The organism is Tritonibacter sp. SIMBA_163 (assembly GCF_046535935.1).
Taxonomy (GTDB): domain Bacteria; phylum Pseudomonadota; class Alphaproteobacteria; order Rhodobacterales; family Rhodobacteraceae; genus Epibacterium; species Epibacterium scottomollicae.
This window is the reverse complement of the sequence record NZ_JAWJBP010000028.1, coordinates 1-25,065: the sequence shown is the minus strand read 5'-3', so window position 1 is coordinate 25,065 and position 25,065 is coordinate 1. Positions and strand designations below refer to the sequence as shown.

Sequence of the window (25,065 nt, the reverse complement as noted above, 5' to 3'; positions counted from 1 at the left end):
CTGTCACCGTAGCGCCTCAGCGCCGCCGGTAGAGGGGGTTCTAAGGTTAGACCAACTGACCCGCAACCCCTTTTTTGACGTTTTTGCGAAAATCATTGTTATTTGTTTATTTTCAATACCTTAGACATGGCATCACCGTCAGGATTCACGCGCAGCGGTGAGGGGATGACCAGCGTCACTGCGAGAGAAACAGACGCCCTCACCAGATATAGTAGACTCACCGCGAGCAAGCACCAAAACCGACGGGCATTTGCGACTCGCACATGGGGCAATCAGTGAATCGCAGAGATGATTCCAGAGATCTGCGTGGACGATGTACCGCCATCGGCTTCTCACAAATCGATTTCCAGCACCCCCTCGGGTTCCGCGGCGCGTGATTGGCACAGCACAATGGCCCCTTCTCGCTGCGCCTTCGACAAGACAAAGTCCCGGTGTTCCACCTCCCCCGATACGAGACCACACTTGCACACACCGCAGATCCCATCGGCGCATTTCACATCCACATGGATACCGTGTTCCGCCAGAGCATCTGTGGCAGTCTGCTCGGCAGTGACGGCGATCTCTTTGCCGGACGCTGACAGCTTGAGAGTAAAGGGGTGGTTCTCATACTCTGGTTGCTCAGGCACCGAGAAGTATTCCAGGTGACGCGCCTCCTCTGGAAAGCCGGAGGCTTCGGCCCCGGCCATCACTGCATCCATGTAGGGGCCAGCCCCGCAGGTGTAGACATTCCAGCCAAGTTGGTAGCCAGACAAGATCTCGTCGAATTGCGCCCGTGTGCCCTCATCAGAGATGTGGAGATGGACATGTTTCGCCCAGGGCACCTGCGCCAGGTCCTCCAGATACCCGCCCTGGTCACGGGATCTAATGGAGTAGTGAAGCTCGAACGCCCTCCCGAGCGCATGGAGGCGATGCGCCATGGCAATCATCGGGGTCACGCCGATGCCACCGCCCATCAGAAAGGTCTTTGTTGCCGTCTCCTCCAAGGGGAAGTGATTGATGGGACGGGAAATGAAAATGCGCCGCCCCTCGGAAAAGATCCGATGCAGCAGCTTTGAGCCGCCGCGCCCAGCCTCCTCGCGCAGCACGCCGATCTGGTAGTGCGAACGATCAGCGGGATTTCCCGACATGGAATACTGGCGCAAAAATTCCGGAGCGACCACGATGTCCAGATGGGCGCCCGCGGTCCACGCTGGGAGTTCACCGCCATCGGCCGCACGGAATTCGTACTTCGTGATTCCCTCTGCCATGATCTCCGCCTTGGACACGATCACCTCCAGCACCGGGCTGTCACTGTCACTCTTATATATGTGGTCCCACTCGCCGCTCTCGCCCTTTGCCCGCCGCGTCTTGTACTCCTCGGCGGTGATCATGGCCTGATAGGCTTCGATCCCAGCCTCCCGGTCCATCGGGAAAGGATAGGGATAGGGGTGCGGGGCAAGGTTGGCGGGGTAAACCGCAAGTGTCTGATCTTCGTACCTGAGATCGAGATCTGTCTGCAGGCGACGCGCGTTCACCGGATGGCGGGTCGGGCGATAGGCTCCATCCTCCTCCAGTTCGAGATCCCACCACCACTTCTTGGCAGGATTCATTTCACCATTGCCAAGCACATCGTCCAGCTTGGCCAAGGCGGGGGCGGCCTTCGGGATATTCATCGCCGCCCAGCGAAACGGCTTTTCAGCGAAGATCCCTTCCAGATTCCAGGGGCATGTCTTCATGCAACGCCCACACATTGCACCGCCGGGCGTGGTGATCCGATAGGTGGTGCATTTCTGACTGTCCGATTTCCAGATCTCATAACCGTTGAACATCAGCTTCGGCCCGGCGGTGATTGCACCTGCAGGACACTCACGCGCGCATTTGTTGCAGGACTCGCAAAACGACTGCAGACCAAAATCAATCGGCAAATCATGATCCATCGGCATATCGGTGGTCACCACGCCGGACTTCAGCCGCGGACCAAGGAACGGGTTGAGGATCACCTCGCCGATGCGCGACACCTCTCCCAGTCCTGACAATAGCAACAAGGGCGGCTGCAGGACCTCTCCGTCCATCACCGTATGCGCCTTCGCCTTGTAGCCCAGATTTCGGATCTGTCGTGCGATCACCCCGCCAAGCAGGGAAAAGCGCAGGTAGGCGCGCATGGACTGGGCCACCGCAATCCAGTCATCACCCGATGTGCCTTCGGTGGTATCGAACCCCTGATCGACAATCATCGAGATCGCATGTGGATGATCAGGAGAGATCGGAGCCCCGGTGGCGTCATGGCTATACCAGGCCCAGTCTGGGCAGCGGCTGATACCAACAGCATCAATCCCCAGCCAGTAGGACGCCGCCTTGACCATATCTGCATTCCGTCTTGCATCGGTCGGGCGTGGCCCTGCAGCCGGGGCGCCGTCTTGAAGCAGGACAAAGGCACCCAGCATGCGGCGCTGCGCCATCGCCGGAGCCGCCTTGCGCACATAGTACCCACCGGTGGCCGCCTTTTGATTGCCCTTGCCCATGTCGCCGAACTGCGCCCTTGCAAACATGTCTGTCCGTTTTGGCACTCGGGCGACCCGCGCCTCATCAATATAGGTGGTGGGTGTCTTGACACGTTTCAGTGTTTCGAATGGATGTGGGCCATCTCGAAAGTCGCGGCTCCGGTAGGGATCGTCATTCAGAGCAGACCGTTCGGCCCCTGCCCCGACCCACCAACGCAAATCCCGCCCCTCGCGGCCAGGCTGTTGCGCAAAGGGGGCCAATGGCTGATCTTCGGCAAGATCAAGGTCGGTGGTCACCACCGCGAGGCCAAATCGCTCCCCCAGATACGGCGCGACCAGCTGCCCGTCGTCCATACGCGCTATGCCAGCGGCGACGGCCAGCTGGTTCAGGTCGACGTCGGACGATGTCCCCGTATGTGCCTTGGCATCCCACCCCAGCAATCGAATGTAGTTCGCAAGCACCACTGCGGTTTCGGCACTGCGCAGGCAGGCGCGATGCGCCTCCGCCCCCTCGATCCAGTCACAACCTGCTTCACCGGGCTTTGGATCACGCGGCATCTCGTACAGGAAGACAATCGCGTGTTTGTGCGCCCCGATCGTGGTTGGCGGAGCCTGCAGGGCTTCTTTCAGATCGGCCATGATCATGTCGATGCCAGAGGCCAGTGTCTTGGTCTGGCGTGTTTTCAAATCCTCGGCCAGCCGATCAATATCCGGATTGCGCCAGGGGCGTTGCAGTCGGGCGCCCTCGACCATCGGACCGATCCCCACCATTGCGGCGTCCGCAAAATACCCAAACGCCTTGATATGCTCGGACCGCTCCTGCAGATCGTCTGGCACGTCGGCTCGTGCGCCGTTCACCAAACCATCGCGGATCGCATCCATCATCGCCTGATATTCGCACATCGCATTCACGATACTGGCCGGAGCATCGGGGCGGCGGAAGTTGAGCGCCACCGCGCGCGGTACGCCATCCAGATCCGCATGGGGAATACGTTTCAACCGCTCCAGCGGAAACGGACCCAGATGTACGGGTCGGTGCCGCGAGGAAAAGAAACGAATGGACATGCTGGCTCTCCTGGAACGGCTGTGGCGGACGGCGACAACTGGGTCGCACCATCGGACATGCTAGAGCCACGCCCTGACCTCTGCAGGAATAACAGCTTGCTCGTGCCGCCAAGTGGCACGCGCGACCATCGCGTCGTGAGTTTGGCGGCCTAGGCGACGGCCGTTCGGCGCGGTGCTGCACGTATTCTGTGCAGAACTGTCATAGGCTTGTGTACAGCACCCTGATATGGTTGGAGAAATTTGAACCGTTTCCGATAACAGCCCTAGGCATGGAATTTCACGCCACTCAGGCGACAGAATTCCACACCCCAAGCGTACAAAATACAGACCGTCCGCGCGACGCCGCCTTCACAGTATCAAGGACATACATGGCCTATTCGTCACCCCGCTTCCCCGCAGCATTGAATTGGATCAGTGCGGGCGCCATTACCCTGTTGATGACCCTGCCCGCCGCAGCACAACCGACACTGGGCAGGGGCGGCCCTATCGCCGCCGGTATCATTCTGCTGGAAGAGGCACAGGTACCGTATTCCGTCACCTTGCCCGGCCGCGCCGTCGCCTATGAAGAAGTGGACATTCGACCCCGTGTGGATGGCACCATTCGCGACATTATATATGAAGCCGGGCGCAAGGTCGAAAAAGGCGATGTCCTGTTCCGCATCGAGGGGGACACTTTCGAGGTTGATGTGGCCGCAGCCGAAGCCGAAGTTGCCCGCGCCAAAGCGGCGGTGACGGCAGCCGAGGCCACCCTGTCGCGCTACGAGCGGCTGCAAGGGACCGGGGTCACCATCGAGGACGTGGAAACCGCACGGGTTGCCGTGTTGCAAAACAAGGCAGAGCTCAGCTCTTCCCGTGCCGCACTAAAAATCGCACAGCTCAATCTCGAACGCACAGAAATTCAAAGCCCGATCACAGGCATCGCCGAAGTGCCCAACGTCTCGGTCGGCGCGGTGGTGACCGCCAACCAGTCAGATGCGCTGACGACGGTCACCCGGCTTGATCCGATCTACATTGATGTTGAAGAGTCCAGCAAACGCCTCGCCGAGGTTCGCGCCATGATCGAGGGCGGTACGTTGGAGCGTGGTGAAGACCTCGACCTCAGCCTGACGCTTGAGAATGGGGCGCAGTACGACCAGAAAGGCACATTGGAGTCGCCCGGCACCCGGGTCTCCACCACCACAGGGACGTTCGAATTCCGCATTCGCTTTGACAATCCGGAGCGGCGTTTGTTGCCTGGTCAATTCCTGCGGGTGAAGATCGAGTTGGGCACAACGCGCGCCGTGCTTGTCCCACAGGGCGCAACGGCCCGGGCTGCTGATGGCACCCTGACCGCATTTGTCGCAGTGGATGATATCGCCGAACAGCGCGAACTGACCGAACACGGCAGCTACAAGAATGCATGGATCGTCACCGACGGAATTTCCGCAGGCGAGGCGCTGATTGTAGATGGGCTGACATCCATGCGCGATGGCGCGTCGTTGAAGACCGTCCCGGTCAATATCTCCGATACCGGCGTCGTGACCGAACAAGCCGCTGACGACAGCGACGAGGGCTAAGACATGGGTCTCTTCTTTATCAAGCGCCCAGTATTTGCATGGGTGCTCGCCCTCATGACCATGCTCATCGGGACATGGTCCGCGCTGACCCTGCCCGTGGCGCAGTATCCGGAGATCGCCCCCACCACGGTTCGGGTTTCAGCCAGCTACAACGGTGCCACGGCCGAGGCGGTGGAGAACTCCGTCACGCGGGTCATCGAGGATGCCATGACCGGCCTGGATGGCATGATCTATATGACCGCGCGCTCCTCCGAGGGGTCGGCGTCCATCCAGATTACCTTTGATGAGAGCGTCGAGCCGATCGACGCGCAGAACGAGGTCCAGACCAAGGTGTCGCAAGTCGAGGGCCAGCTGCCGACCGCTGTGCGTACTCAGGGCGTGACCGTTTCGCGATCCTCGTCCTCCATCTTGCTGGTCGGGGCCATCGTGGCCGAGAACGGACAATACTCCACCGTCGAGCTCGGAAACATCCTATCTGAACAGGTCGAAGGACCGATCCAACGCACTGAGGGGGTCGGCGGCGTCAGCATCTTTGGTTCCGGCTATGCCATGCGGATCTGGCTCGACCCCATTGCCCTGGCCCGGTTCCAGCTGACGCCACAGGACGTGGTCGGAGCAGTTCAAGAACAGAACACCACCGTTTCGGTCGGCTCCCTCGGCAGCCAGCCGACGCTCATTGGTCAGCAGTTCAATGCCACGATCACGGCACAGAGCCAGATGACCACCGTCGAGGAATTTGAGCAGATCCTGCTCAAGGCCGATGAAAGCGGCGGAACTGTGCATCTGGCAGATGTGGCGCGCGTGGAGATCGGCCAGGAAAGCTATGGCGGCGACTCGCGTTTTTCCGGCAAGAACGCGACTGGTTTCGGCGTGAACCTCGCCACGGGTGCAAACGCGGTGGACACGGCCGCTGCGGTGCGCGCGACACTGGATCGCCTTGCCCCCTCCTTGCCAGAGGGCGTCGAGTTCGAAATCGCCTATGATACTTCGCCCTTTGTCGAGTTGTCGATCGAACAGGTCTACCACACGCTGATAGAAGCGGTCGTTCTGGTGTTCCTGGTGCTGTTGCTGTTCCTGCAAAGCTGGCGGGCGACGCTGATCCCGCTGATCGCCGTGCCGGTGGTTTTGCTCGGGACATTTGCCGTCCTGCAGATCGGTGGCTTCTCCATCAATACCCTGACCATGTTCGCCATGGTGCTCGCGATCGGACTGCTGGTTGATGATGCCATTGTGGTGGTGGAAAACGTCGAACGCCTGATGGAGGACGAAGGCCTGTCCGCAGGTGAAGCGACCCAGAAGAGCATGGGGCAAATCACCTCTGCACTGTTGGGGATCAACGTGGTACTCGCGGCGGTCTTCTTGCCGATGGCGTTTTTCGGCGGGTCCACCGGGGTGATCTACCGCCAGTTCTCTGTCACCATGGTCACAGCGATGACATTGTCCCTCTGCGTTGCGATCATCCTGTCGCCACCAATGTCTGCCCGTCTTCTGAAGCCAAAGGAAGGCGAACCTCGTTTCGCCCCCTTCCGGTGGTTCAATGCGCTCGTCAATCGCGGCATCACCGGGTACGGCGATGGAGTCAAAGGCACGCTGCGGCTGCCAGTATTGATGCCGCTCGCCCTCGTTGCGGTGTTGGTCGGGGCCTATATGGTGAACAATCGCCTCACCACATCCTTCATCCCGACCGAGGATCAGGGCGTGCTTCTGACCGTCGTCACGCTTCCCGAGGGGGCGACAACCGCGCAGACGACCGCAACCGTGGAAAAACTGGAGGCGTTTTTCCTGACGGACGAAGCCGATGCGGTGGAAAGCACGTTTGCCGCATTGGGGTTTGGCTTTTCCGGCAGTGGGCAGAACCGCGCCATGGTTTTTGTAAAACTCAAAAGCTTTGACGAGCGTGACGGACAGGCCCAACTTGCCGCCGCACAAGTGGCGCAACGGGCAAATATTGCCTTCAGTCAGCTGCGAGACGGGCAGATCTTCGTCCTGCAACCCCCGGCCATTCGAGGGCTCGGCAACAGTGGTGGCTTTGAGATGTATCTGGTCGACCAGTCCGGCGCCGGCTCCGACGCCCTTCAGGCCGCAGCGGAACAATTGGTCGCAAATGCCGAGCAGAGCGATCGCGTGGTCAACCTCAGCGCCAATGGTACCGAGAAGGATAGCGCCCTGAAAATCACGATTGATCGCGCCAAGGCCGAGAGTTTCGGCCTGACCTTATCCGAGGTCAACGGCATGTTGTCCGTGATCTTCGCGGGATCCGAGGTCAATGATTTCGAGCTTGGCGCCGCATTGCGCCCGGTCATCGTGCAGGGCGATGCACCCTATCGCATGCAGACCGAAGATGTCTTTGACTGGTATGCGCGCAACGCAGCCGGAGAAATGGTGCCATTCTCGGCCTTCATGTCCACCTCCTGGGAACCCGTCGCCCCCACGCTGGAACGCTACGGCGCAACCTCCGCCCTGCAGATTTCCGGCTCGCCGGGGAGCGGCTACAGTTCCGGCACGGCAATGGCGGAGATGGAGGCATTGGTGGCCGACCTGGACGGAGGATACGCGGCGGCCTGGACCGGCCTCAGCTATCAAGAACGCCAATCCGGCGATCAGGCACCGATCCTCTACGCAATCTCCGCGCTGGTCGTCTTTCTCGCACTGGCCGCTCTCTACGAGAGCTGGTCGATCCCGCTGGCGGTGATGCTGGCGGTGCCGGTGGGCATTCTCGGAGCGCTGTTCGCAGCCTGGATCTTTGGTCAGTCGAATGACGTCTACTTCAAGGTGGGTATGCTGACCACGATCGGACTCGCGGCACGAAACGCCATCCTGATCGTGGAATTTGCAGAGGATCTGCGGCGCACCGGCATGACCATCGCCGATGCCGCAATCGAAGCGGCCCGTCTACGGTTGCGCCCGATCCTGATGACCGCTTTGACGTTCATACTCGGGGTGCTGCCCCTCGCCCTTGCAACCGGCGCAGGCGCGGCATCGCAAAACGCCATCGGTATCGGGGTAATCGGCGGGATGGTGGCTTCCACCTTCCTTGGAATTTTCATGGTTCCTGCATTCTACGTCCTGATCATGCGGATTACCCGCAAGCTGACAGGTGTCGATATCGGCGCTGTCTGACCACTATCCGGCGCGCCTTCACTGGCGCGCCGGAAACACACACTCCGCCTGCTGGATGGTGATGGCAACCGCCGAAGCTGGCAATAGTAGGTGCAACTCCACGATCAAACCGACCAAGCAATACGCCCCTTTGCGATGCAAACGGCATTGATCCTCAGACTACGGCTCGTCATACACTGAGCTGAGTTGATCACGATCCCGGTCCGAAACGCCGGGAACCATTTTACAAAACACACATTCAATTGCTGTCCTGTCCCTTCACACTCCGGCAGCGGGAGAGATGAATTGATGAGATCACTGTCCAGAAGAGCGGCACTGCTCGGAATAGGCGGCGCTGCCGGTTGGGGCCTGTCACGTTGGTTGAGCCCAAACCTGCCCGTATACGACGGCACGGCGCGCATCCCGGTACCAACCGGGCAGAATATACTGAATGATGCCAGTGGGCTGTCCGCCACCCCGATCCACAAACATCTGGTGATGCAGGACGACGCCGGAGAGGCATTGGTGTCCTCAATCCGCGCCGAATTGGTGCAGGCGAGGACCGAGGGGCGACCGCTCAACGTCGGCGCCGCGCGTCATTCGATGGGAGGACAAGCAATCCCGCGTGAGGGCACCGCTGTCACTTTCGACAATGGGTCAGTCGAGATTGACAGCGCCAACCGTATCTACCGGGTCCATGCCGGTGCACGATGGTCGCAGGTGATCTCCGCGCTCGATCCTCAGGGCTGGTCGCCAAAGGTCATGCAATCCAACAACGATTTCGGTGTGGCCGCGACATTCTCCGTGAACGCCCATGGCTGGCCTGTGCCCTTCGGACCGATGGGATCCACCGTGCGTGCGCTGCGGATGATCTTACCATCGGGCGAGCTGGTGACTTGCTCGCCGTCCGAGAATGCAGAGATTTTCAACATGGCCATGGGCGGTTACGGGCTGATTGGTGTCATCGTCGATCTGGACGTGGAGATGGTGAAAAACACCCGCCTGACCCCGACCTACGATGTGCTGGACGCCAGCGCATTTGCCAGCGCCTTTCGCGAGGCCATCGAAGATCCCTCCGTGACCATGGCCTACGGTCGCCTCAACGTGGAACGCGCCAACTTCTTTCAGAAGGCCCTGCTGGTCAGCTATCGCGAAACCGAGGATCAGTTGGATTTGCCCACCGCCGCCGGTTCTGGCTGGATGTCCCATGCCGCGAGCCGACTGTACCGGGCGCAGCTGGGCGACGAGACCTTCAAATCGTTCCGCTGGTGGAACGAAACCCGCCTTGGCCCGATGCTCGGGGCGGGAGATGCGACCCGGAACACACTCATCAATGAACCTGTCGTCACGCTGGACGACCGTGACCCTGATCGCACTGATATCCTGCATGAATATTTCGTGGGCTTTGACGCGTTCGACGGCTTTCTGGAGGCATGCCGCGAGGTGATACCCGCCTCCTATCAGGAGTTTCTGAACGTGACTCTGCGCTACGTCGCGCAGGACGATCAAAGCACCCTGTCGTTTGCGACAGAGCCGCGGATCGCAGCTGTCATGTCGTTCAGCCAGGAACTGACACATCGCGCAGAGGCCGACATGGCCCGGATGACCAGAGCGCTGACTGACCGGATCGTCGCGATAGGTGGTGCATATTACCTGCCCTACCGCCCGCATGCGACGGTGGAGCAGTTTGTTGCCTCCTATCCGAAAGCCGAGGTATTCGCGCAAGACAAACGGAGACTGGACCCGCAACTTGTCCTCCGCAACACTCTCTGGGACAGCTATCTGGATTTGGCATGACCATTCTGCAAAAACTCTCGCTGGGGTACTTCGTGGCGTTGATGATCGCCGCTTCCCTGAACTACATCCCCGGTCTGACCGATGAGGCAGGCCTGGCATTCGGCATTTTTGCGCTCGATATCTACGATGACGCGCTGCATGTGGCCTCCGCCCTTTGGGCGCTTGTGGCAGGTTTGCTGTCCCACCGCGCGGCGCGGAGCTTCTTGATCCTGTTCGGGTTTGCCTATCTCGGGGACGGTGTCTTTGGGTTTTTCACAGGCTACGGATATCTCGACCTTGGGATCTTTACCAATGGGTCGCTCGGCATGGACCTGTCGGTTCGCCGCGTCCTCGCCAACCTGCCGCATCTGGCGCTCGGAGGGGTGGCCGTCTGGGCCGGGCTGCGAAACTCAGGTGAGACAAAGTGAACTCAGTGTGGAGATGGTTCAGGCGGCTGATCGTAATTTGCCTGGTTCTGGTGCTCGGCCTCGGCGCGCCCGTGGCCTATGTCGAAACCATGTGCCAGGGCGACGCCCGCCCTCAGCCCTATGCGGCGTTGATAGCCCCGGCGCACCACCGTCCCGAAACGCGCAGCCTCATGACCTATCCCGAGTGGTACATTGTCCACGCCTATGAAGACTATGCCGAGGTTTTGCGCGACGGGGATCCCCACGATTACAGCTACTTGCGCAGCATCGGCGGTTTCTGGACCTCCCTCTGCGCCATCACCGGCGAAGCCTCCGCCCATGGCGAAATTGATCGCGACACAAAACAGATGGTGTATGTGATCGGCACAAGTTTCACTGCGGAACTGGCGCTAAAGGCTGCCTACGAAGAAACACTGGGGCGGCTGTTCGCCTGGCTGCGCGGCCCGCGCCCTACCCCACTCGACAAGCTGTCCGCGCGGCAGGCGGCAGAGTATGCAGCATTCCTGCAGCAGGTGCCCTGGTATAAATGGTCTTTTCGTGCGGACGCCGAGGCGCTCCGAACTCAGTCCACCGCGGCGCTGAGAGACACGGAACGCCGACTGGCGCTGGGTTTGGAATACCGGGCCAAGGCGGCATATGCCGATGTGATTGCGCAGGCTGTCGCCCAGGTTGGACAGGATGAACTGACACTGCGAATGATCGTTACCGGCGCCTCCCCGACACAGTTCGAGCGCTATGACGGTGTCACGGTGATCAAGACGCGCCCCGAGGGCGTCGAAATCCAAACACTGCGTTATCGCGCCCTTACCCGGCTTCTGATGAGAATGGCGAGCGATGGCATCGACGTGATCGAAATCGCCGGGAATGACGACATTCTTCTCACCGCGATCTCAGATCAGCCTGGCGAACCAGGATCGCTTCTCAGCCGACAACGACAGGGGTTTGATGACTATCGTCACCTGATTACGCTAGACGTCACCGAACTCATGCAGCGATTGCGGCAGATGGAGCAGACCAGCCTGACGCTGGAGCATATCCATGACTATTAAGTCACTTGCGCGCGCCTTGCCCCTGCTCTTGGTTGGCTGGATGTCCATCCTTGTTATAGTCGCGCTCCTCACGGATGATGCACCAGCATATGTGGTGCTCTTACCCAGCGCGGCGCTTCTGAATGACCTGCCCGACACCACGTCGATCATTGCGGCCTCCTCCTACAGCGTCACACTTGCCTCTGACCAGTCAGGGGTCGCGCGCGCGCTCTACGGCAGCGGGGCCTGGCTTGTCCTACCCGCGGGCCTGCCTGGGTGCCTGCCATTGCCCCAACAGTGAACTGACGCACTGGCCCTGACCGGCCTTCCGGTCACAAGAGAACCGCCGCAAGCACCTGTCTTTGAACTGTTTTTTTCATACAGTCGCATTGTATGTCGGGATCAAAGTGATTATCAGGCGGGCTGCCACACCCAGCCAAATGTCCAGCTCGGCCAAAACCTACGGACATTCACCAAATGACTTTGCGTCTCACAGCCCTGTCAGGGCTGTCCCTTATGCTGGCCACAACTGCTGTGTCGGCCGCCGACCTGCAAATTTACCATCAAGACGGGCTGCAAGGCGGTCTCGCACTGACCTTTCCTTTGTCCGTGCGCGACAACAGCGCAACCATTGCGCGCCTCTCTTACGCGCGTGACGACAATTCCCACTCTGCATTCAGTCTCGAAGCGATGCGCCGCACCAATTTGGCAAATGGCTGGATGATTGGCACCGGGATCTTTGCGGACAGTTCTGCAGATGACATGGGCAACCGATTTGGCCAGGTCGGCCTGAGCGGCGAGCTGCAGCACGGCGTGTTTCAGGCGCGTCTGAATGCCTACGTTCCTGTTGGCACCAAGAACCGCAGCGACAGCCGATTTGACTCTTTGGCAGAAATGGACGGAACAATCCGCTTCAGAAGCGGTCGCAGCCTTGCCCTCAAAGGCGCGGATATGGAACTTGGGGCCCGCATCCAATTTGCCTCTCTTGGCGGCGGCAGTTTTGGCCTTTTCGGCGGCGGCTTCTCTTTTGAACATTCAGACGGTGCCTCCTACAGCGGCGCCACAGCCCGCGCGGAAGTGGCATTGGACAACCTGTTTGGTACGCGGTCCGGCGTACGTTTTCGGGCCGGCCTGCGTGCGGACCGAAGCTCCGGCAGCACCGACACCAACGCCTATGCTGCACTGACAATCCCCTTTGGGTCGAATGCACGGTCTTCCAACGCCACCTCGGCCGGTGGCTTTGGCACCAACCGCTTGACCCGCGATGTGGAACGCCGACGCCGGGTGACAACACGCTCCGGCGCATTTGGCGCGGTCGAGGCGGTCAGCCTGGCAGGCCACTCCCTCGGTCGTTTTGCCCGAATAGATGCAGGAGGTAACTTGCAGGAGGCCCTGGTCGATACCGGCGAAAACGGGCTGGTCTTTGCATCCGGCGATTTCACGACCTCGGGGCTTGTTCTGTCCGAGGGACAAACACTCGTTGGCGGCGGCGGCTCGGTGGTGTTGCAGGCCGAAAGCGGACGTCAGATGCGGATGGCCAACAGAGGCGCGCCAACCACCCTGCAAGAGAGCAGCGCCATGGCACCAGCCGGGTCCGGCGCCGCCGTCGCGCTGCTGACGATGGCAGATGACAGCCGGGCGCAAAGCCTTACGCTCTCAGGCGGAGACCAAGGCATCACCGCCAGCAATGTCGATGGTTTCCACATCGCTGATGTGGCTATTTCTGGCAGCCGGGGTGATGCCATTCACCTGTCGAATGTCAGCAATGCCAGCTTCACCGACCTTTCCATCGCCAATGTGGGCGGCAACGGGTTCTCCGCAACCGCAGGCACGCATATCGCTGTGACCGGTGCACAGATCACGGCGCCCGGCGAAAACGGCTTTCTGCTCCATAGCGTAGGCAACTTCAGCTTAAGCCAGGCGCGGCTGAGTGACATGCCGACCTGTGAGGACAACACCCTGTGTGAGTTCAGCGTTTACAATCCAAGCTCGGTGCCGAATTCCGGGATCAATGCGATCGGCCTTACGGATGCGCGCTTTGATGGCATTCGCATGGATGACGTGACCTATGGCTTCTTTCTCGCCTCGGATATCAGCACCGAAAGCGGTGACTACACAGTGGTCGCCGCTTCCACCGGATTGGAGTTGAACGACATCACCATTACCAACAGCCGCCGCGAGGCAATTCTGGCTGTGGGCGTCGATGGATTGAACATGACCAATGTGGTTCTGGACAACAGTCAACAGGGCAGTGACATGGATCTGGTTGTCATGCAGTCAAGCGGACAGGTCAGTATGGATGGTGCGGTACTGACCGGCGGGATCAACGGGCTGATGTTCGTCGACGCCCTCAGGCTGGATGGCATCACAGAAGACATGAGCTTCCGCAATATCGTGATCAACGACACCAGCCGTGCAGGCGTGTTCCTGAACCCGGTGCAGAACATCGACTTTGAAAACATAGAGATCAACAACGCAGGGACCCATGGCATATTCATGCTGGGAGACAGCTGGGGCTTCAACGGTGGGGCAATCCGGGATGTGACCTTTGCGGATACAACCATAAACGCTGCCACAACGGCAGGTGTGAATTTCTATGGGCCGGTCACCAATGTTACTGGCGAGATCACTGTCGCCAACAGCCCAGCCGGATGCAGCGCAGACACCAGCTCTTGGTCCGGCACCAGCATCACCAACGACGCGGGCGGCGACCTGTCGATCAACGGCACGGTGATGACCAATAGCACGCTCGGTGATTGCGCCGCACCATACTAAGGACCGAGCACCATTTACGGCCCCTCAAGCATAGCGATCCGGCGGTATGACCACCGCCGGATCACATGCAGAAAGCGACCTCAGCCCAACCGGCGCAATAGCTCCAAGGAAGGCTCTCCGGTTACCTGCAAGCCCTGTCGCTGTTGATAGGCACTGATGGCCTCTCGGGTTTTTGGCCCGATCACGCCATCTGCACCGCCGGTTCCAAATCCGCTGGACGTCAATCCTCGCTGCAGGGCGATACGGTCATCCTTTGTCAGACCGTATTTGTCGGGTGGGAAACTGCCACGCAGTGGGCCACGACCTGCAATCCGATCAGACAAGTGTCCAACTCCGATCGCATAAGCATCCGAATTATTATAGCGTTTCAGAGCGCGGAAGTTCGCCGTTGTCGAGAACTTCGGCCCTCCGGCTTGCGGCTGGATGACAGTTCCTGCAGGCGCGTTTGCTCTGGCCTCGCCCCCCCAGGCCAGCCCCGTTTGCCATCCATTGCGCGACAGATAGGCCGCCGTGGACGCCAAGGAGTCGCTCGGGTCGTCGGACCAGATGTCCTTGCGCCCGTCGCCTGTGAAATCGACCGCGAACGACAGATACGATGTGGGAATGAACTGGGTGTGGCCCATCGCTCCCGCCCAGCTCCCCGTCAAGTCACGCGGCGCGACATGCCCCCCTTCGAGGATCTTGAGGGCCGCAATCAGCTGTTTTTCAAACAGCTGCCCACGACGGCCATCATAGGCCAGCGTCGAAGTGGCCGAGATAACGGGTACATTGCCGCGTCGCTCGCCAAAAAAGCTCTCAAGCCCCCAAATGGCCGTCACGACATGAGCCTCGACCCCGTATTTCCGCTCGATAGCCGCCAGCGTCGAGCGATGACGTGCGTAGGCAGCGCGCCCCTTGCTGACCCGCTCATCAGAGACTGCGATGGACAAATAATCCTCTAGCGTGCGCTTGAATTCGGTTTGGTTGCGATCCCGTTTCACGACACCGGGAAGGTAGCCCGTGCCCCGAAAGGCCGCCGACAGCAGATCTCGTGAAAAGCCCTGACTCACCGCGCGCTCTCGGAAACTCGCGACCCAGCTGTCGTACCCTGCATTCCGGGCCGGGCGCAGATCATCGGCAAGCCCTGACGGCACGGGTCCGCTTGTCGTACTGACACCGCTACAGCCCGCCAATCCAAAGGCAGCGGCAATAGCGCCGAATTGTCGTCTGTTCATAGACATGATTCATCCTCTGCTGGTCTCACGTACAGGTTGCAGGAATTCGCTCATGCCGCAACCAAATGGCCTGAACCCGGTAGGCCTATCGGCGCCAAACGTCCTATCCTGGGCTGGCCTCACGTACCAAAGCGGCTCCACGGATGCTTCGCGGCGCGTTCGGGCAGCATGGAAAAGCGGACATTGCGCCTCCTGCGTGAGTTCTGTCAAATCGAGCGCCACCACCGCGCCCATCAGAAGGCAGGAACAGACCACAAGGCACAACCTGACCGGAGCAAGCACCCTGCCAGCAAACCATCGTTGCAACACGCGAACACGTTGCCGTCTCTGTCTTGCGGTGTCAGTATGGCTGTAGAACAGAGTTATGCATAGCAGAGGTCTAATGTGGCACGTCAGATAGGTTTCATCTTGGTCGCCGGACTGGTGTTGGGCGCATGCACAGCGCCTGGCGGTACCGTCGGCAATGTTCCCGAAGCAGTGGCCACGCTTGCGGGTCCGAACCAGAACCTCGCAACCGCGCGTGTGCTGCCCGAAGATGGCTGCTACTGGTACATGCACAATGGTCAGGTGGAAACCACGCTGCTGCCACTGCGTACCGCGAGCGGCAACCCGATCTGCGTCGCGCGCGAGGGCTGAGGACGCGCTGCCCTGACAAGTCTCGGGGCAGTAGCAGTCTCAGCTCATATGTCAGCTTTGTGCCGTGGCATATTTTTCTGCGGCATAAAGATGGGCGGTCGAGCCGACCCTGACGTTCGGATAAAGGTCGTTGATATGCGCCATGACCATCCGCACGCAGCCCGAGCTTGCGCGTCCGCCGATCGAACGCGGATGCGGGGTGCCGTGAATGCGTAGATAGGTGTCCCGGTTGCCGACAAAGAGATAGAGCGCACGCGAGCCCAGCGCGTTGCGCGGCCCCGGATCCATCCCGTCAGCAAATTGCTCATAGGCCGCAGGGTCACGCTTGATCATGCTCGGCGTTGGTGTCCAGGTCGGCCATTCAACCTTGCGGCGGATGGTATAAGTGCCCGGCTCGTAGAGGTTGCCCTTGGCGATCGCCACGCCATAGCGCATCGCGGTGCCCCCCTCTTCGATATGATAGAGGTACCGGGCCACCGCATCGACGTGGATGTCACCGGGCACCAACCCATCATTGGCCTCCACGCGCTGCGGCAGGAAGCGTGGGTGAAAGCCCCAAGGGTTAGTGGTCGCAGGATCATACCCCGCCGGTGTCACCTGTGCATCCCATGCAGCCTTGCGGGCAGCCGAGGGACGTCCACTCGCCAAAGCAGGTCCAGCTATCGGCGCTGAAAACAGGGCAGCCGAGGTCAAAATAAAGTGTCGTCTTGTCAACATCGCGTCAAACTCCGTTCTCCGGGATACACCCTCGCCAATCCGGTCTCTCGGGAAAACGACGCAAACAGACAGAAGTTCCCACACCAACCGCTCTCTTAAGTGCTAGCAGATCGCCCTGCGAGAGCAAGCGTCTGACGCAAATGTGTAGGTCCGGCGGCGATTGCATGGTTGCGAACACGACCCGTACATCCGGAAGGTTTTTAGGCGCTACTGCCCGCTCAACCAGATCACGCCTCGCGATATCTGCTCAGGGCGTCCTCGCCACGGGCGCAGGCCCGCAGGAGCTCGTCCCGATCCGCTGCGCCCAGCGCCGCCAATCGCGAGGGTCGGATTTCTGGCAGGACCGCACTGGCGGCGACCCACTCCTGTGGGGCCTCATCCGCGAGATAGAGGCCAAGGCGCGTGATCTCCTCGGCTGGGGCCTCGCACAGACGTTCATACGACACGACCAGAGGCGCATGCCCGCGCAGAGCCTCCGTCCCTCTGCAGGTGAGCTCGGACCAGAAGGCCCCGCAATCGGTCAACGAGGGGCGACTGTTCAGGATATGGCGCAGGCCGCCAAGACCTCCCAGAGACGCGATCAATGGCCAGATCCCGCCTCGCCCATAGTGGCGGCGCGGCGAGAGCAGATCAATGCCCACCCAGTTCAACCTGCGCCACATCCAAATCGCCAGCCGCGTGGCCGGGTAGTCGCGCATAGACAACGCCGTATCGGGACCGCTGCGTGTCAGTAGAACCGGTCGCGCCTCGGGAAACATGTCCAACAGGGTGCCCGACGCCAGCAGCGATCCGCCCGAACGCTCCACCCAGACGGGCTGGTTTTTGGGTTTGGCAGCCAATGTCGCAAAAAGCGCCCTATACTGATCCGCCAGACTGCGACTTGGCCACTGCGGAACGTCCTGCGCCAGCTGGCGAAAGAGATCGTCAGGAGTGTCCGTCAGATGTGGCAGCGTGATCGCAAGGATCGGAGGGCAAAGCCAGGGGTCATGCTCCGGCGCCTGCCCCTTTCCATAGAGAAACTCCCGCGGGGCACTATCGGGATTACCGACCTGCGACAACGCACGAGAGGGCCGTGACAGATTGCGCCAGAACCGCTTTCCCGACAGGACGTCCGGGCGCAAGGCATGCGGCCCCACGGTCGAGAATAATTCAGAGACGGACAGGATGGCCGGATGGCTATTGAGGATATTCGACACCAACGTCGATCCACAGCGCGCCGATCCAAGGATCAGCCCCCCACCTGGCAGTGCCGCTGGCTGGGTCGCGCCGCTCATGTGGCTAGCGTGCCGAACATGTCGGGGGAAGTTTTGCGGGTTCGCGTCATGCGTGAGGCCTCAACGGGAATTCTGAATTTGGTTTAAAAATCAATCCTTGACGACCGAGGTTCCGATGTCAATGTATATGAACGACGTTCAAAAAGAGCTTTCAAAGACATGTTTCCGACAGCGACGACCATTCTGGGCACCGGCAGCTACCTGCCCCGGCAGGACGTCTCGTCCACCGAAATAGACGCCCGCCTTGGCTGGCAGGAGGGACAGAGCTTCTCCCGCTTTGGCATCCGATCCCGACACGTGGCCGATGCGGATGAGACGTCGTCATATATGGCAACCAAAGCGGCAGAACAGGCGCTGCACATGGCCGGCTGCCAGCCAGAGGAGCTGGATCTGATCCTTGGAGCCTGCGGTGTGATGGAGCAACCGATCCCCTCGACATCTGTTCTGGTGCAGAACCGCCTCGGGCTTGCGACGTCTGGCATACCGGCGTTTGACATCAACGCCACCTGCCTGAGCTTCCTGCAAGCGCTCGATGTGGCCAACATGTGGCTCTCTGCTGGGCGCGCACGCCGGGTGCTTGTCTTTTCGGCAGATATCGCTTCGGTCGGGCTGGACTGGTCTCAGCCGGAGAGCGCTTCGATTTTCGGCGATGGTGCGGCGGCGGTTGTCCTCGGCAGCGATGAGGGCGCAATTCTCGCTCACGGATTTGAGACCTATTCCGAGGGCAAAGAGGCCTGTGTGCTCGCCGCCGGGGGAACCCGCAGCAACCCGGCACGGGGAATCGCACCGGGCGACGAGCTGTTTCAGATGGATGGCGGACTGGCCTTCCGGGTCGCCTCGCGCCGGCTGCCGCGTTTTCTGGCAGGGTTGCTGGAGCGCGCCGGGATGAGGCCGGACCAGCTGGATTGCGTGGTGCCCCATCAGGCCAGTGCTCAGGCGCTCTCTCACATAACGCGTGCGTTGCGCTTTGACAGCGATCAGGTCGTGAACATATTTGCCCAAACCGGAAACCAGGTCGCCGCGTCGATCCCGACTACGCTTGACCACGCGGTCCGATCCGGCGCGCTAAAGCGTGGACAGACAGCATTGTTGGTCGGCACCTCCGCTGGCATTTCCATTGGCGGCACGGTTGTGAGGTTCTGATGAAGGCATTGATTACAGGGGCCAGCGGCTGCCTGGGCCGTGCCTTGGTGTCAGAGCTGACCTCCCACGGCTGGACCCTGCGCACGACGGCCCGGCGCACCGTCGACCTACCTGGGTTTGTCGCGGCGGATCTTGTTCAGGACGAGCTGGCCACCCTCGTGGGTGACGTCGATGCTGTGTTTCACTGCGCCGCGATGAGCGGTGGCTGGGGCAGCCCGGACGCCTTTCATGCCGCCAATGTGACGGCCACCGAACGCCTGCTGCATGCCGCAGGTAAGGCCGACGTTGCCCGCTTCGCCTTTGCCTCCACCCCCAGCCTCTATGCGGACGGGACAAACAGGTTCAACCTGACAGAGGACGCCCCCCTGCCTGAGCGGGCGTTGTCGCCCTACGCAGACAGCAAACGACAGGCCGAAACCCTGGTGCTGGCGCAGAACGGGGCGATGCGATGCACAGCAATCCGCCCCCGTGCGATCTACGGACTACACGACCGCGCGCTTCTGCCACGGCTCTGTGCAACCCTGGAACGCGGTATCCTGCCACTGATTTCTGGCGGGCGCGCACAGATCGACTTGACCCATCGCAGCGATGCCGCGCGGGCCATGCGCCTAGCGGCAGGCGGCCCCGGAGGACGTGTCTGGAACATCACCTCGGGCGAAGCTTTCAGCTTCCGTCAGCTTGCCGAAATGGTCTGCGTGCACGGAAATTACAAACCACGCCGCATCCCCCTGCCCTATGGGCTGGCCTATACGCTGGCCGGGCTTGCAGAGCGCGGCGCACTTCTGCGCGGAGGGGCGGAACCCACCCTGACCCGCCAGGCGGTCGTGTCTCTGGGTCGGTCGCTAACCCTGGATATCAGTGCCGCACGGCGAGACCTCGGCTACCACCCTCAAGTGATGCTTAGCAACGGACTGGCAGAATGCTTCGCGTGACCACGCTTCGGATCGGCAGCTGCCGCGCACCGGCCTTTGCCGCAGGCCTGCCGGATCGGGGCAAGGTCATGTTGCCCGCGCTGGCCACGCTGATCGAGACGAATACCCAGACCATTCTCTTTGATTGCGGCTATGGTGCGAGCTTCTCTGACGCGACAGATCGCTTTCCCGCACGGGCGTACCGCATTGCCACGCCGATGACCTTGCCGCCACAGGAGCGACTGACCGCGCAACTGAACAGACCGCCCGACCTCGTGATCCTGAGCCATATGCATGGCGATCACATAGCGGGATTGCTGGATCTTCCAGACGATATTCCGGTGCTTGCCTCCAAGGAGGCCATCGACCACCTGTCTGGCCTCTCTTCTGCATTGACGGCGACGCTCGCGGCCTGCCCTCCCCTGCTGCGCGATGGGGTTCTTGCACGCAGCCCCTGCCCCATCGACCAACGCCCGCAAGTCGAGACCGGCTTGCCCGAGTTCCCGCGCGGCCATGACGTGTTGGGGACAGGAGAGGCGATCGCCATCGCGCTTCCGGGGCATGGCGTCGGGCAGATCGGGCTCTGGCTGCCCGACGCACGGCACTTCCTCATTGCGGATGCCGCCTACGCACGCAGCGCCCTGCGTGATGGAAAGCTGCCGCCGTGGCCCGTGCTTGCAAGATTGGGCAACGCCCGCGCCTATCGCCAGACCTTTGCACGACTGCGGGCATTGATGCGGGCGCGGCCCGATATCACGCTGGTGCCGTCGCATTGCCGCGAGGCTGCACCATGAGCCTGACTGCGTTTCTCCGCACCCGATATGGGCGCGCGCCTCGGTCACGGGCAGAGATTACAGCGCTGCAAGATCGCGCATTCGCACGTTTCCGCAGCCGGATCATGCCGCAATCCCCATTCTACAGATCCCACGTCGACACGACGCTTTCTGCATTACCACAGATGAACAAGGCACGGTTGATGGAGAATTTTTCATCCATCAATACCTGCGGGATTGACCGGGACAGGGCCTTTGATGTGGCGCTGCAGGCCGAAGGCAGCCGGGATTTCTCTCCGATGATCGGACAGGTCGCGGTCGGCCTGTCCACCGGCACCTCTGGTCAGCGCGGGTTGTTCCTGACCACCCCAAAAGAGCGACGGCTCTGGGCGGCGATCATGTCGGGCCGCTTCTGGCCCAACCTGTGCCAGCCCCAGCGTGTCGCATTCTTCATGCGGGCCGACAACGCGCTCTATCGCTCGCTTGGCAACCCGATGGTACGGTTTGAGTTTTTCGATCTCATGAGGGGCGTCGAGGCCCACCTGCCCGCTCTCACATCCCTTGCCCCAACGGTCCTCATCGCCCCCGCAGGTGTTCTGACAGCCTTGGCCTGCGCCCAAGACGCGGGCGCACTTGCGCTTGCGCCGCGGCGGGTGACTTCCATCGCCGAAGTCCTCTCGTCAGAGGACCGAGACGCAGTGGCCCGCGCGTTCAACTGCAAGGTGGATGAGGTATATCAGGCCACGGAAGGCGTTCTGGCATTCACTTGTCACGCGGGACACCTGCATTTGAATGAAACATGGCTGCGCATTGATCGCGATGTGATCGACCCGAAAAGTGGCGCGTTCTGTCCGGTGATCTACGACTTCACCCGAGAAAGCCTGCCTCTGCTGAACTACAGGCTCGACGACGTCCTGATACCGGACGACACCCCCTGCCCCTGTGGCTCGGCCTGCACCCGCATCGCACGGATCGAGGGGCGAGAGGACGACGCCCTGTGGTGGAGCGGCCCCTCAGGCGCACGCATGGTCCCAGCCGAAGCCATCCGCACCGTGATCGCCAGACTGGAAACACCAGTGGAGGACTATCGGGTGGTGCAGGAGGCAAACCATCTGACGATCTGGCTCCAACATGCTGCCCCTGAATGCGAGGTTGAGTTGCGCGGCGCCTTGGCGGCCCTCGCCGCTCAGCTCGATGTTACGCTGCCCTCTCTGTCTATCCGGTCGGGTCTGCCACTAGAGACCGACCCGAAGCGACGGCGGATCAAAGTCCTGTCGCGCCCCTAATCCTGGGCTGACCTCGAGCTGCGCACGCCCCCGATCGGCGCAGGGCTGAGCATGGGATATTCCCCAGACTATGAATTCTGGGGTGGCGCTATGACCCGACCATGAGCGAAGATCTCGCCAGACGCGGATATGGCGGTGTAGTGTGACACACGCGACCAGCGTGCCCTCGCGCTGCGAGACGCGCCCGCCCCGTTCTTGGGAAAACGACTGACGGCAGGATAGGCAGCATGGCAAACACACAGCCCAAACACGGCGAACACTATGACTACATCATCGTGGGGGGCGGCACCGCAGGCTGTGTTTTAGCCAATCGACTAAGCGCCGATCCGAAGAACAAGGTGCTGCTGCTGGAGGCCGGGAAAAGCGACAATTACCACTGGGTGCATATTCCGGTTGGGTACCTCTACTGCATCGGCAATCCGCGCACCGACTGGATGATGAAGACCGCGCCCGAAGCCGGGTTGAACGGTCGCAGCCTGACCTATCCGCGCGGCAAGGTGCTCGGCGGCTGCACCTCGGTCAATGGCATGATCTACATGCGCGGTCAGGCGGCGGACTACGACATCTGGCGCCAGCTCGGGAACCCCGGCTGGGGATGGGAAGATGTGCTTCCCTACTTTCTGAAATCCGAAGATCACCATGCCGGCGACAGCGAGATGCACCGCAGCGGTGGCGAGTGGAAGGTCTCCAAACAGCGCCTCACCTGGGATATTTTGCGGTCCGTTCAGCGCGGGGCGCAGGAATTTGGCATCCACCCGCGCGCCGACTTCAACGATGGCAACAACGAAGGGTCCGGGTTCTTTGAGGTAAACCAGAAGGACGGAGTGCGCTGGAACACGGCCAAGGGCTTTCTGCGACCAGCAATGAAGCGCGGCAATCTGCGGGTGCTGACCGAGGCACATACCCACCGCCTGCTGCTTGAGGGGCGGACCGTGACAGGTGTTGAGTATCATCGCGGGGGGCAGACCCATCACGCCTTGGCGCGGCGCGAAGTCCTGCTGGCGGCGGGCGCAATCAATTCACCAAAGCTGTTGGAGCTATCAGGGATCGGTCGCCCGGACGTGCTGAGCCAGCACGGTATCGACGTGCAGCATGCGATGGAAGGCGTGGGGGAGAACCTGCAGGACCACCTGCAAATCCGCACGGTCTACACCGTAAAGAATGCCAAGACCCTGAACACCATGACCAACAGCCTTTTCGGGAAAGCAAAGATCGCGATGCAATACGGACTGGCCCGCAGCGGGCCGATGTCGATGGCCCCAAGCCAGTTCGGCATTTTCACCAAATCGCGCCCGGATTTGGCGACCCCTGACCTAGAATATCACGTGCAACCGCTGTCGACGGAAAAGCTTGGTGATCCTCTGCACCCCTTCCCTGCAATCACCGTCTCCGTCTGCAATCTGCGCCCCGACAGCATCGGGGCCAGCCACATCCAGAGCACCGATCTGCAGCAGCAACCCGATATCCGGCTGAACTATCTGTCCGCGGAAACCGACCGAGCCGTGGCCCTGGCCTCGATCAAGCAGGTTCGGAAGGTGATGACGGCAAAAGCCCTGGCCCCGCATGAACCTCAGGAGATTTTGCCCGGTCCCGATTGTATCAGTGATGGCGATATTCTGGGTGCCGTGGGCGACATCGCCACGACCATCTTCCACCCGGTTGGCACGTGCAAGATGGGCACTGATAACGGCGCGGTGGTCGACCCGGAGCTGAAGGTTCACGGCCTTTCCGGTCTCCGGGTGGTGGATGCCTCCATCATGCCAAAAATCGTCTCCGGCAACACCGCCTCACCTGTGGTGATGATCGCGGAAAAAGCGGCCGACATGATCCTCGCAGAGGCCCGCGTCCCCGCATGACCAGCGCCAGCTACGCTCCTTGTGTCAAAGCGGGTGGGATTGATCGAAGCGAACCGGCTGCGACCTGACCTTGCCCCTCGGAGAGCACATTCGCAGACTGTGTGCGAGGAAGGCTCGGCCCCAGAAGTCGCACACAAGGCATCCAATCGTCGGGAAGACGGTCCCGCTGGGCATTTTTCTGGCCCTCCTCATATCCCGGCGCGGCTGCGGCGGTGGTTCCCGCCCCACCTTCGCCAGATGGTTAGGGTCAGGATGCATTGGTTTCTGTGGCGCTCCGAGATCCACGTTTCCAAAGTGGAGCGGTGACATGAGCGATATCTTCTGGCTGAGGATGCATGACGAAGGATCACGAAACGATCCCAAAGCGTTTGAAAACATTTGGAGTGATCTGAATGAAATCGTTGGTCACTCTAGAGGGCCCGCCGAGTTCCCAATGAGCTTGATTGACGAAATCGTGGGACGAATATCTTCGATGTCGCCAGAAAGCGAATCTCTCGACAAACTGACTGAGACACTCTCAGAGTTTACGGGACAGAGGGAACAAGCCGGCCTTGATGCACAAAACAGGTTCTGAGAGGAACTCCCCTTCCCGGACGGACTTACCCTACGGCAACTGTGACGGATATGCCGAGCACGGTATAGGCGCTCCATCGTCGTCAGATGGCTCTGCGCAGATACTTCGAAGCGTGCAGGGCTTCATTGCGTGCGACTGGATACTCCCCCATTTTCAATGGGGTCCAGCCGTAGAATTCATGCGGCTGTTCTCAGTTTCATAGCGGGGGTCATCCCACCGATGGCCATGCGAGCCGCTCGTTGTTGTAAATCCAGAGCCATTCGGTTGTCTGAGCCTGGCCTCCTCAATGGTTTCAAAGATGTATTGCCCCGGCCACTTGAACCGCGCCGGGTTTGCCGGAGGCTCCAACTCTTGAGTAGGATGGAGTATCATGCGCAAGACCACGAACAAGTTTTCTCCGAAGTGCGTGAACGCACCGTGCGGATGGTTCTCGACGACGAGGGCCAGCATGGCTCTCGCTGGCAGGCGATCACG

Annotated in this window: 18 protein-coding genes; 14 read left to right on the top strand and 4 right to left on the bottom strand. The window is 60.8% G+C overall.

The window, feature by feature from the left end; translation table 11 throughout:
* Positions 1-332 precede the first annotated feature (332 nt).
* Complete coding sequence (locus R0J92_RS20210) at positions 333-3,545, bottom strand: 2Fe-2S iron-sulfur cluster-binding protein (protein WP_411052933.1); 3,213 nt, start codon at positions 3,543-3,545, stop codon at positions 333-335.
* Between the two features lie 368 nt (positions 3,546-3,913).
* Between R0J92_RS20210 and R0J92_RS20205 the strand changes: the two genes are divergently transcribed.
* From R0J92_RS20205 to R0J92_RS20175, 7 genes are all read left to right on the top strand, one after another.
* A complete protein-coding gene (locus R0J92_RS20205) occupies positions 3,914-5,101 on the top strand; it encodes an efflux RND transporter periplasmic adaptor subunit (RefSeq protein WP_411052932.1) in 1,188 nt (395 codons plus the stop codon).
* A 3-nt stretch (positions 5,102-5,104) separates the two neighbouring features.
* Positions 5,105-8,221 carry an efflux RND transporter permease subunit gene (locus R0J92_RS20200; RefSeq protein WP_411052931.1) on the top strand — a complete coding sequence of 1,039 codons (3,117 nt, stop codon included), beginning with the start codon at positions 5,105-5,107 and terminating at the stop codon, positions 8,219-8,221.
* A 288-nt stretch (positions 8,222-8,509) separates the two neighbouring features.
* Positions 8,510-9,997, top strand: coding sequence for an FAD-dependent oxidoreductase (locus tag R0J92_RS20195; protein WP_411052930.1), 1,488 nt, complete (start codon positions 8,510-8,512; stop codon positions 9,995-9,997).
* Positions 9,994-10,404 (top strand): hypothetical protein, encoded by a 411-nt coding sequence (locus R0J92_RS20190; protein WP_106165463.1) that lies wholly within the window; start codon positions 9,994-9,996, stop codon positions 10,402-10,404. The genes R0J92_RS20195 and R0J92_RS20190 overlap by 4 nt, the downstream gene beginning before the upstream one ends.
* The gene (locus R0J92_RS20185) at positions 10,401-11,453 is read left to right on the top strand and encodes a hypothetical protein (RefSeq protein WP_411052929.1); all 1,053 of its coding nucleotides are present in this window, start codon (positions 10,401-10,403) and stop codon (positions 11,451-11,453) included. Before R0J92_RS20190 ends, R0J92_RS20185 begins: the two co-directional genes overlap by 4 nt.
* Complete coding sequence (locus tag R0J92_RS20180; RefSeq protein ID WP_411052928.1) at positions 11,443-11,733, top strand: hypothetical protein; 291 nt, start codon at positions 11,443-11,445, stop codon at positions 11,731-11,733. Before R0J92_RS20185 ends, R0J92_RS20180 begins: the two co-directional genes overlap by 11 nt.
* 176 nt (positions 11,734-11,909) lie before the next feature.
* Positions 11,910-14,207 (top strand): hypothetical protein, encoded by a 2,298-nt coding sequence (locus R0J92_RS20175; RefSeq protein WP_411052927.1) that lies wholly within the window; start codon positions 11,910-11,912, stop codon positions 14,205-14,207.
* Positions 14,208-14,287: 80 nt separating this feature from the next.
* Here the strand turns inward: R0J92_RS20175 and R0J92_RS20170 are convergent, their stop codons facing one another.
* Positions 14,288-15,427 (bottom strand): lytic murein transglycosylase, encoded by a 1,140-nt coding sequence (locus R0J92_RS20170; RefSeq protein ID WP_411052926.1) that lies wholly within the window; start codon positions 15,425-15,427, stop codon positions 14,288-14,290.
* 378 nt (positions 15,428-15,805) lie between these two features.
* Here R0J92_RS20170 and R0J92_RS20165 point away from each other — a divergent pair, with 378 nt between their 5' ends.
* Positions 15,806-16,057 (top strand): hypothetical protein, encoded by a 252-nt coding sequence (locus R0J92_RS20165; RefSeq protein WP_106165458.1) that lies wholly within the window; start codon positions 15,806-15,808, stop codon positions 16,055-16,057.
* Between the two features lie 51 nt (positions 16,058-16,108).
* On the opposite strand, the gene R0J92_RS20160 is transcribed toward R0J92_RS20165, so the two are convergent.
* Positions 16,109-16,774 (bottom strand): L,D-transpeptidase, encoded by a 666-nt coding sequence (locus R0J92_RS20160; RefSeq protein ID WP_411052925.1) that lies wholly within the window; start codon positions 16,772-16,774, stop codon positions 16,109-16,111.
* A gap of 227 nt (positions 16,775-17,001) precedes the next feature.
* A complete protein-coding gene (locus R0J92_RS20155; protein WP_411052924.1) occupies positions 17,002-18,048 on the bottom strand; it encodes a sulfotransferase in 1,047 nt (348 codons plus the stop codon).
* Between the two features lie 159 nt (positions 18,049-18,207).
* Here R0J92_RS20155 and R0J92_RS20150 point away from each other — a divergent pair, with 159 nt between their 5' ends.
* The 6 genes from R0J92_RS20150 to R0J92_RS20125 all read left to right on the top strand — a co-directional run bounded on the left by R0J92_RS20150 (position 18,208) and on the right by R0J92_RS20125 (position 24,591).
* A complete protein-coding gene (locus tag R0J92_RS20150; RefSeq protein WP_411052923.1) occupies positions 18,208-19,191 on the top strand; it encodes a 3-oxoacyl-ACP synthase III family protein in 984 nt (327 codons plus the stop codon).
* On the top strand, positions 19,191-20,123 hold the full coding sequence (locus R0J92_RS20145; protein ID WP_411052922.1) for an NAD-dependent epimerase/dehydratase family protein: 933 nt from the start codon (positions 19,191-19,193) through the stop codon (positions 20,121-20,123). The genes R0J92_RS20150 and R0J92_RS20145 overlap by 1 nt, the downstream gene beginning before the upstream one ends.
* Entirely contained in the window at positions 20,111-20,896 is a 786-nt protein-coding gene (locus R0J92_RS20140) for an MBL fold metallo-hydrolase (RefSeq protein ID WP_411052921.1), read from the top strand. Before R0J92_RS20145 ends, R0J92_RS20140 begins: the two co-directional genes overlap by 13 nt.
* Entirely contained in the window at positions 20,893-22,161 is a 1,269-nt protein-coding gene (locus R0J92_RS20135; protein ID WP_411052920.1) for a F390 synthetase-related protein, read from the top strand. The genes R0J92_RS20140 and R0J92_RS20135 overlap by 4 nt, the downstream gene beginning before the upstream one ends.
* A 227-nt stretch (positions 22,162-22,388) precedes the next feature.
* Positions 22,389-24,017, top strand: coding sequence for a GMC family oxidoreductase (locus R0J92_RS20130; RefSeq protein ID WP_411052919.1), 1,629 nt, complete (start codon positions 22,389-22,391; stop codon positions 24,015-24,017).
* Positions 24,018-24,324: 307 nt separating this feature from the next.
* Positions 24,325-24,591: a hypothetical protein gene (locus tag R0J92_RS20125; protein ID WP_411052918.1), complete on the top strand. Its 267-nt coding sequence runs from the start codon at positions 24,325-24,327 to the stop codon at positions 24,589-24,591.
* Positions 24,592-25,065 lie beyond the last annotated feature (474 nt).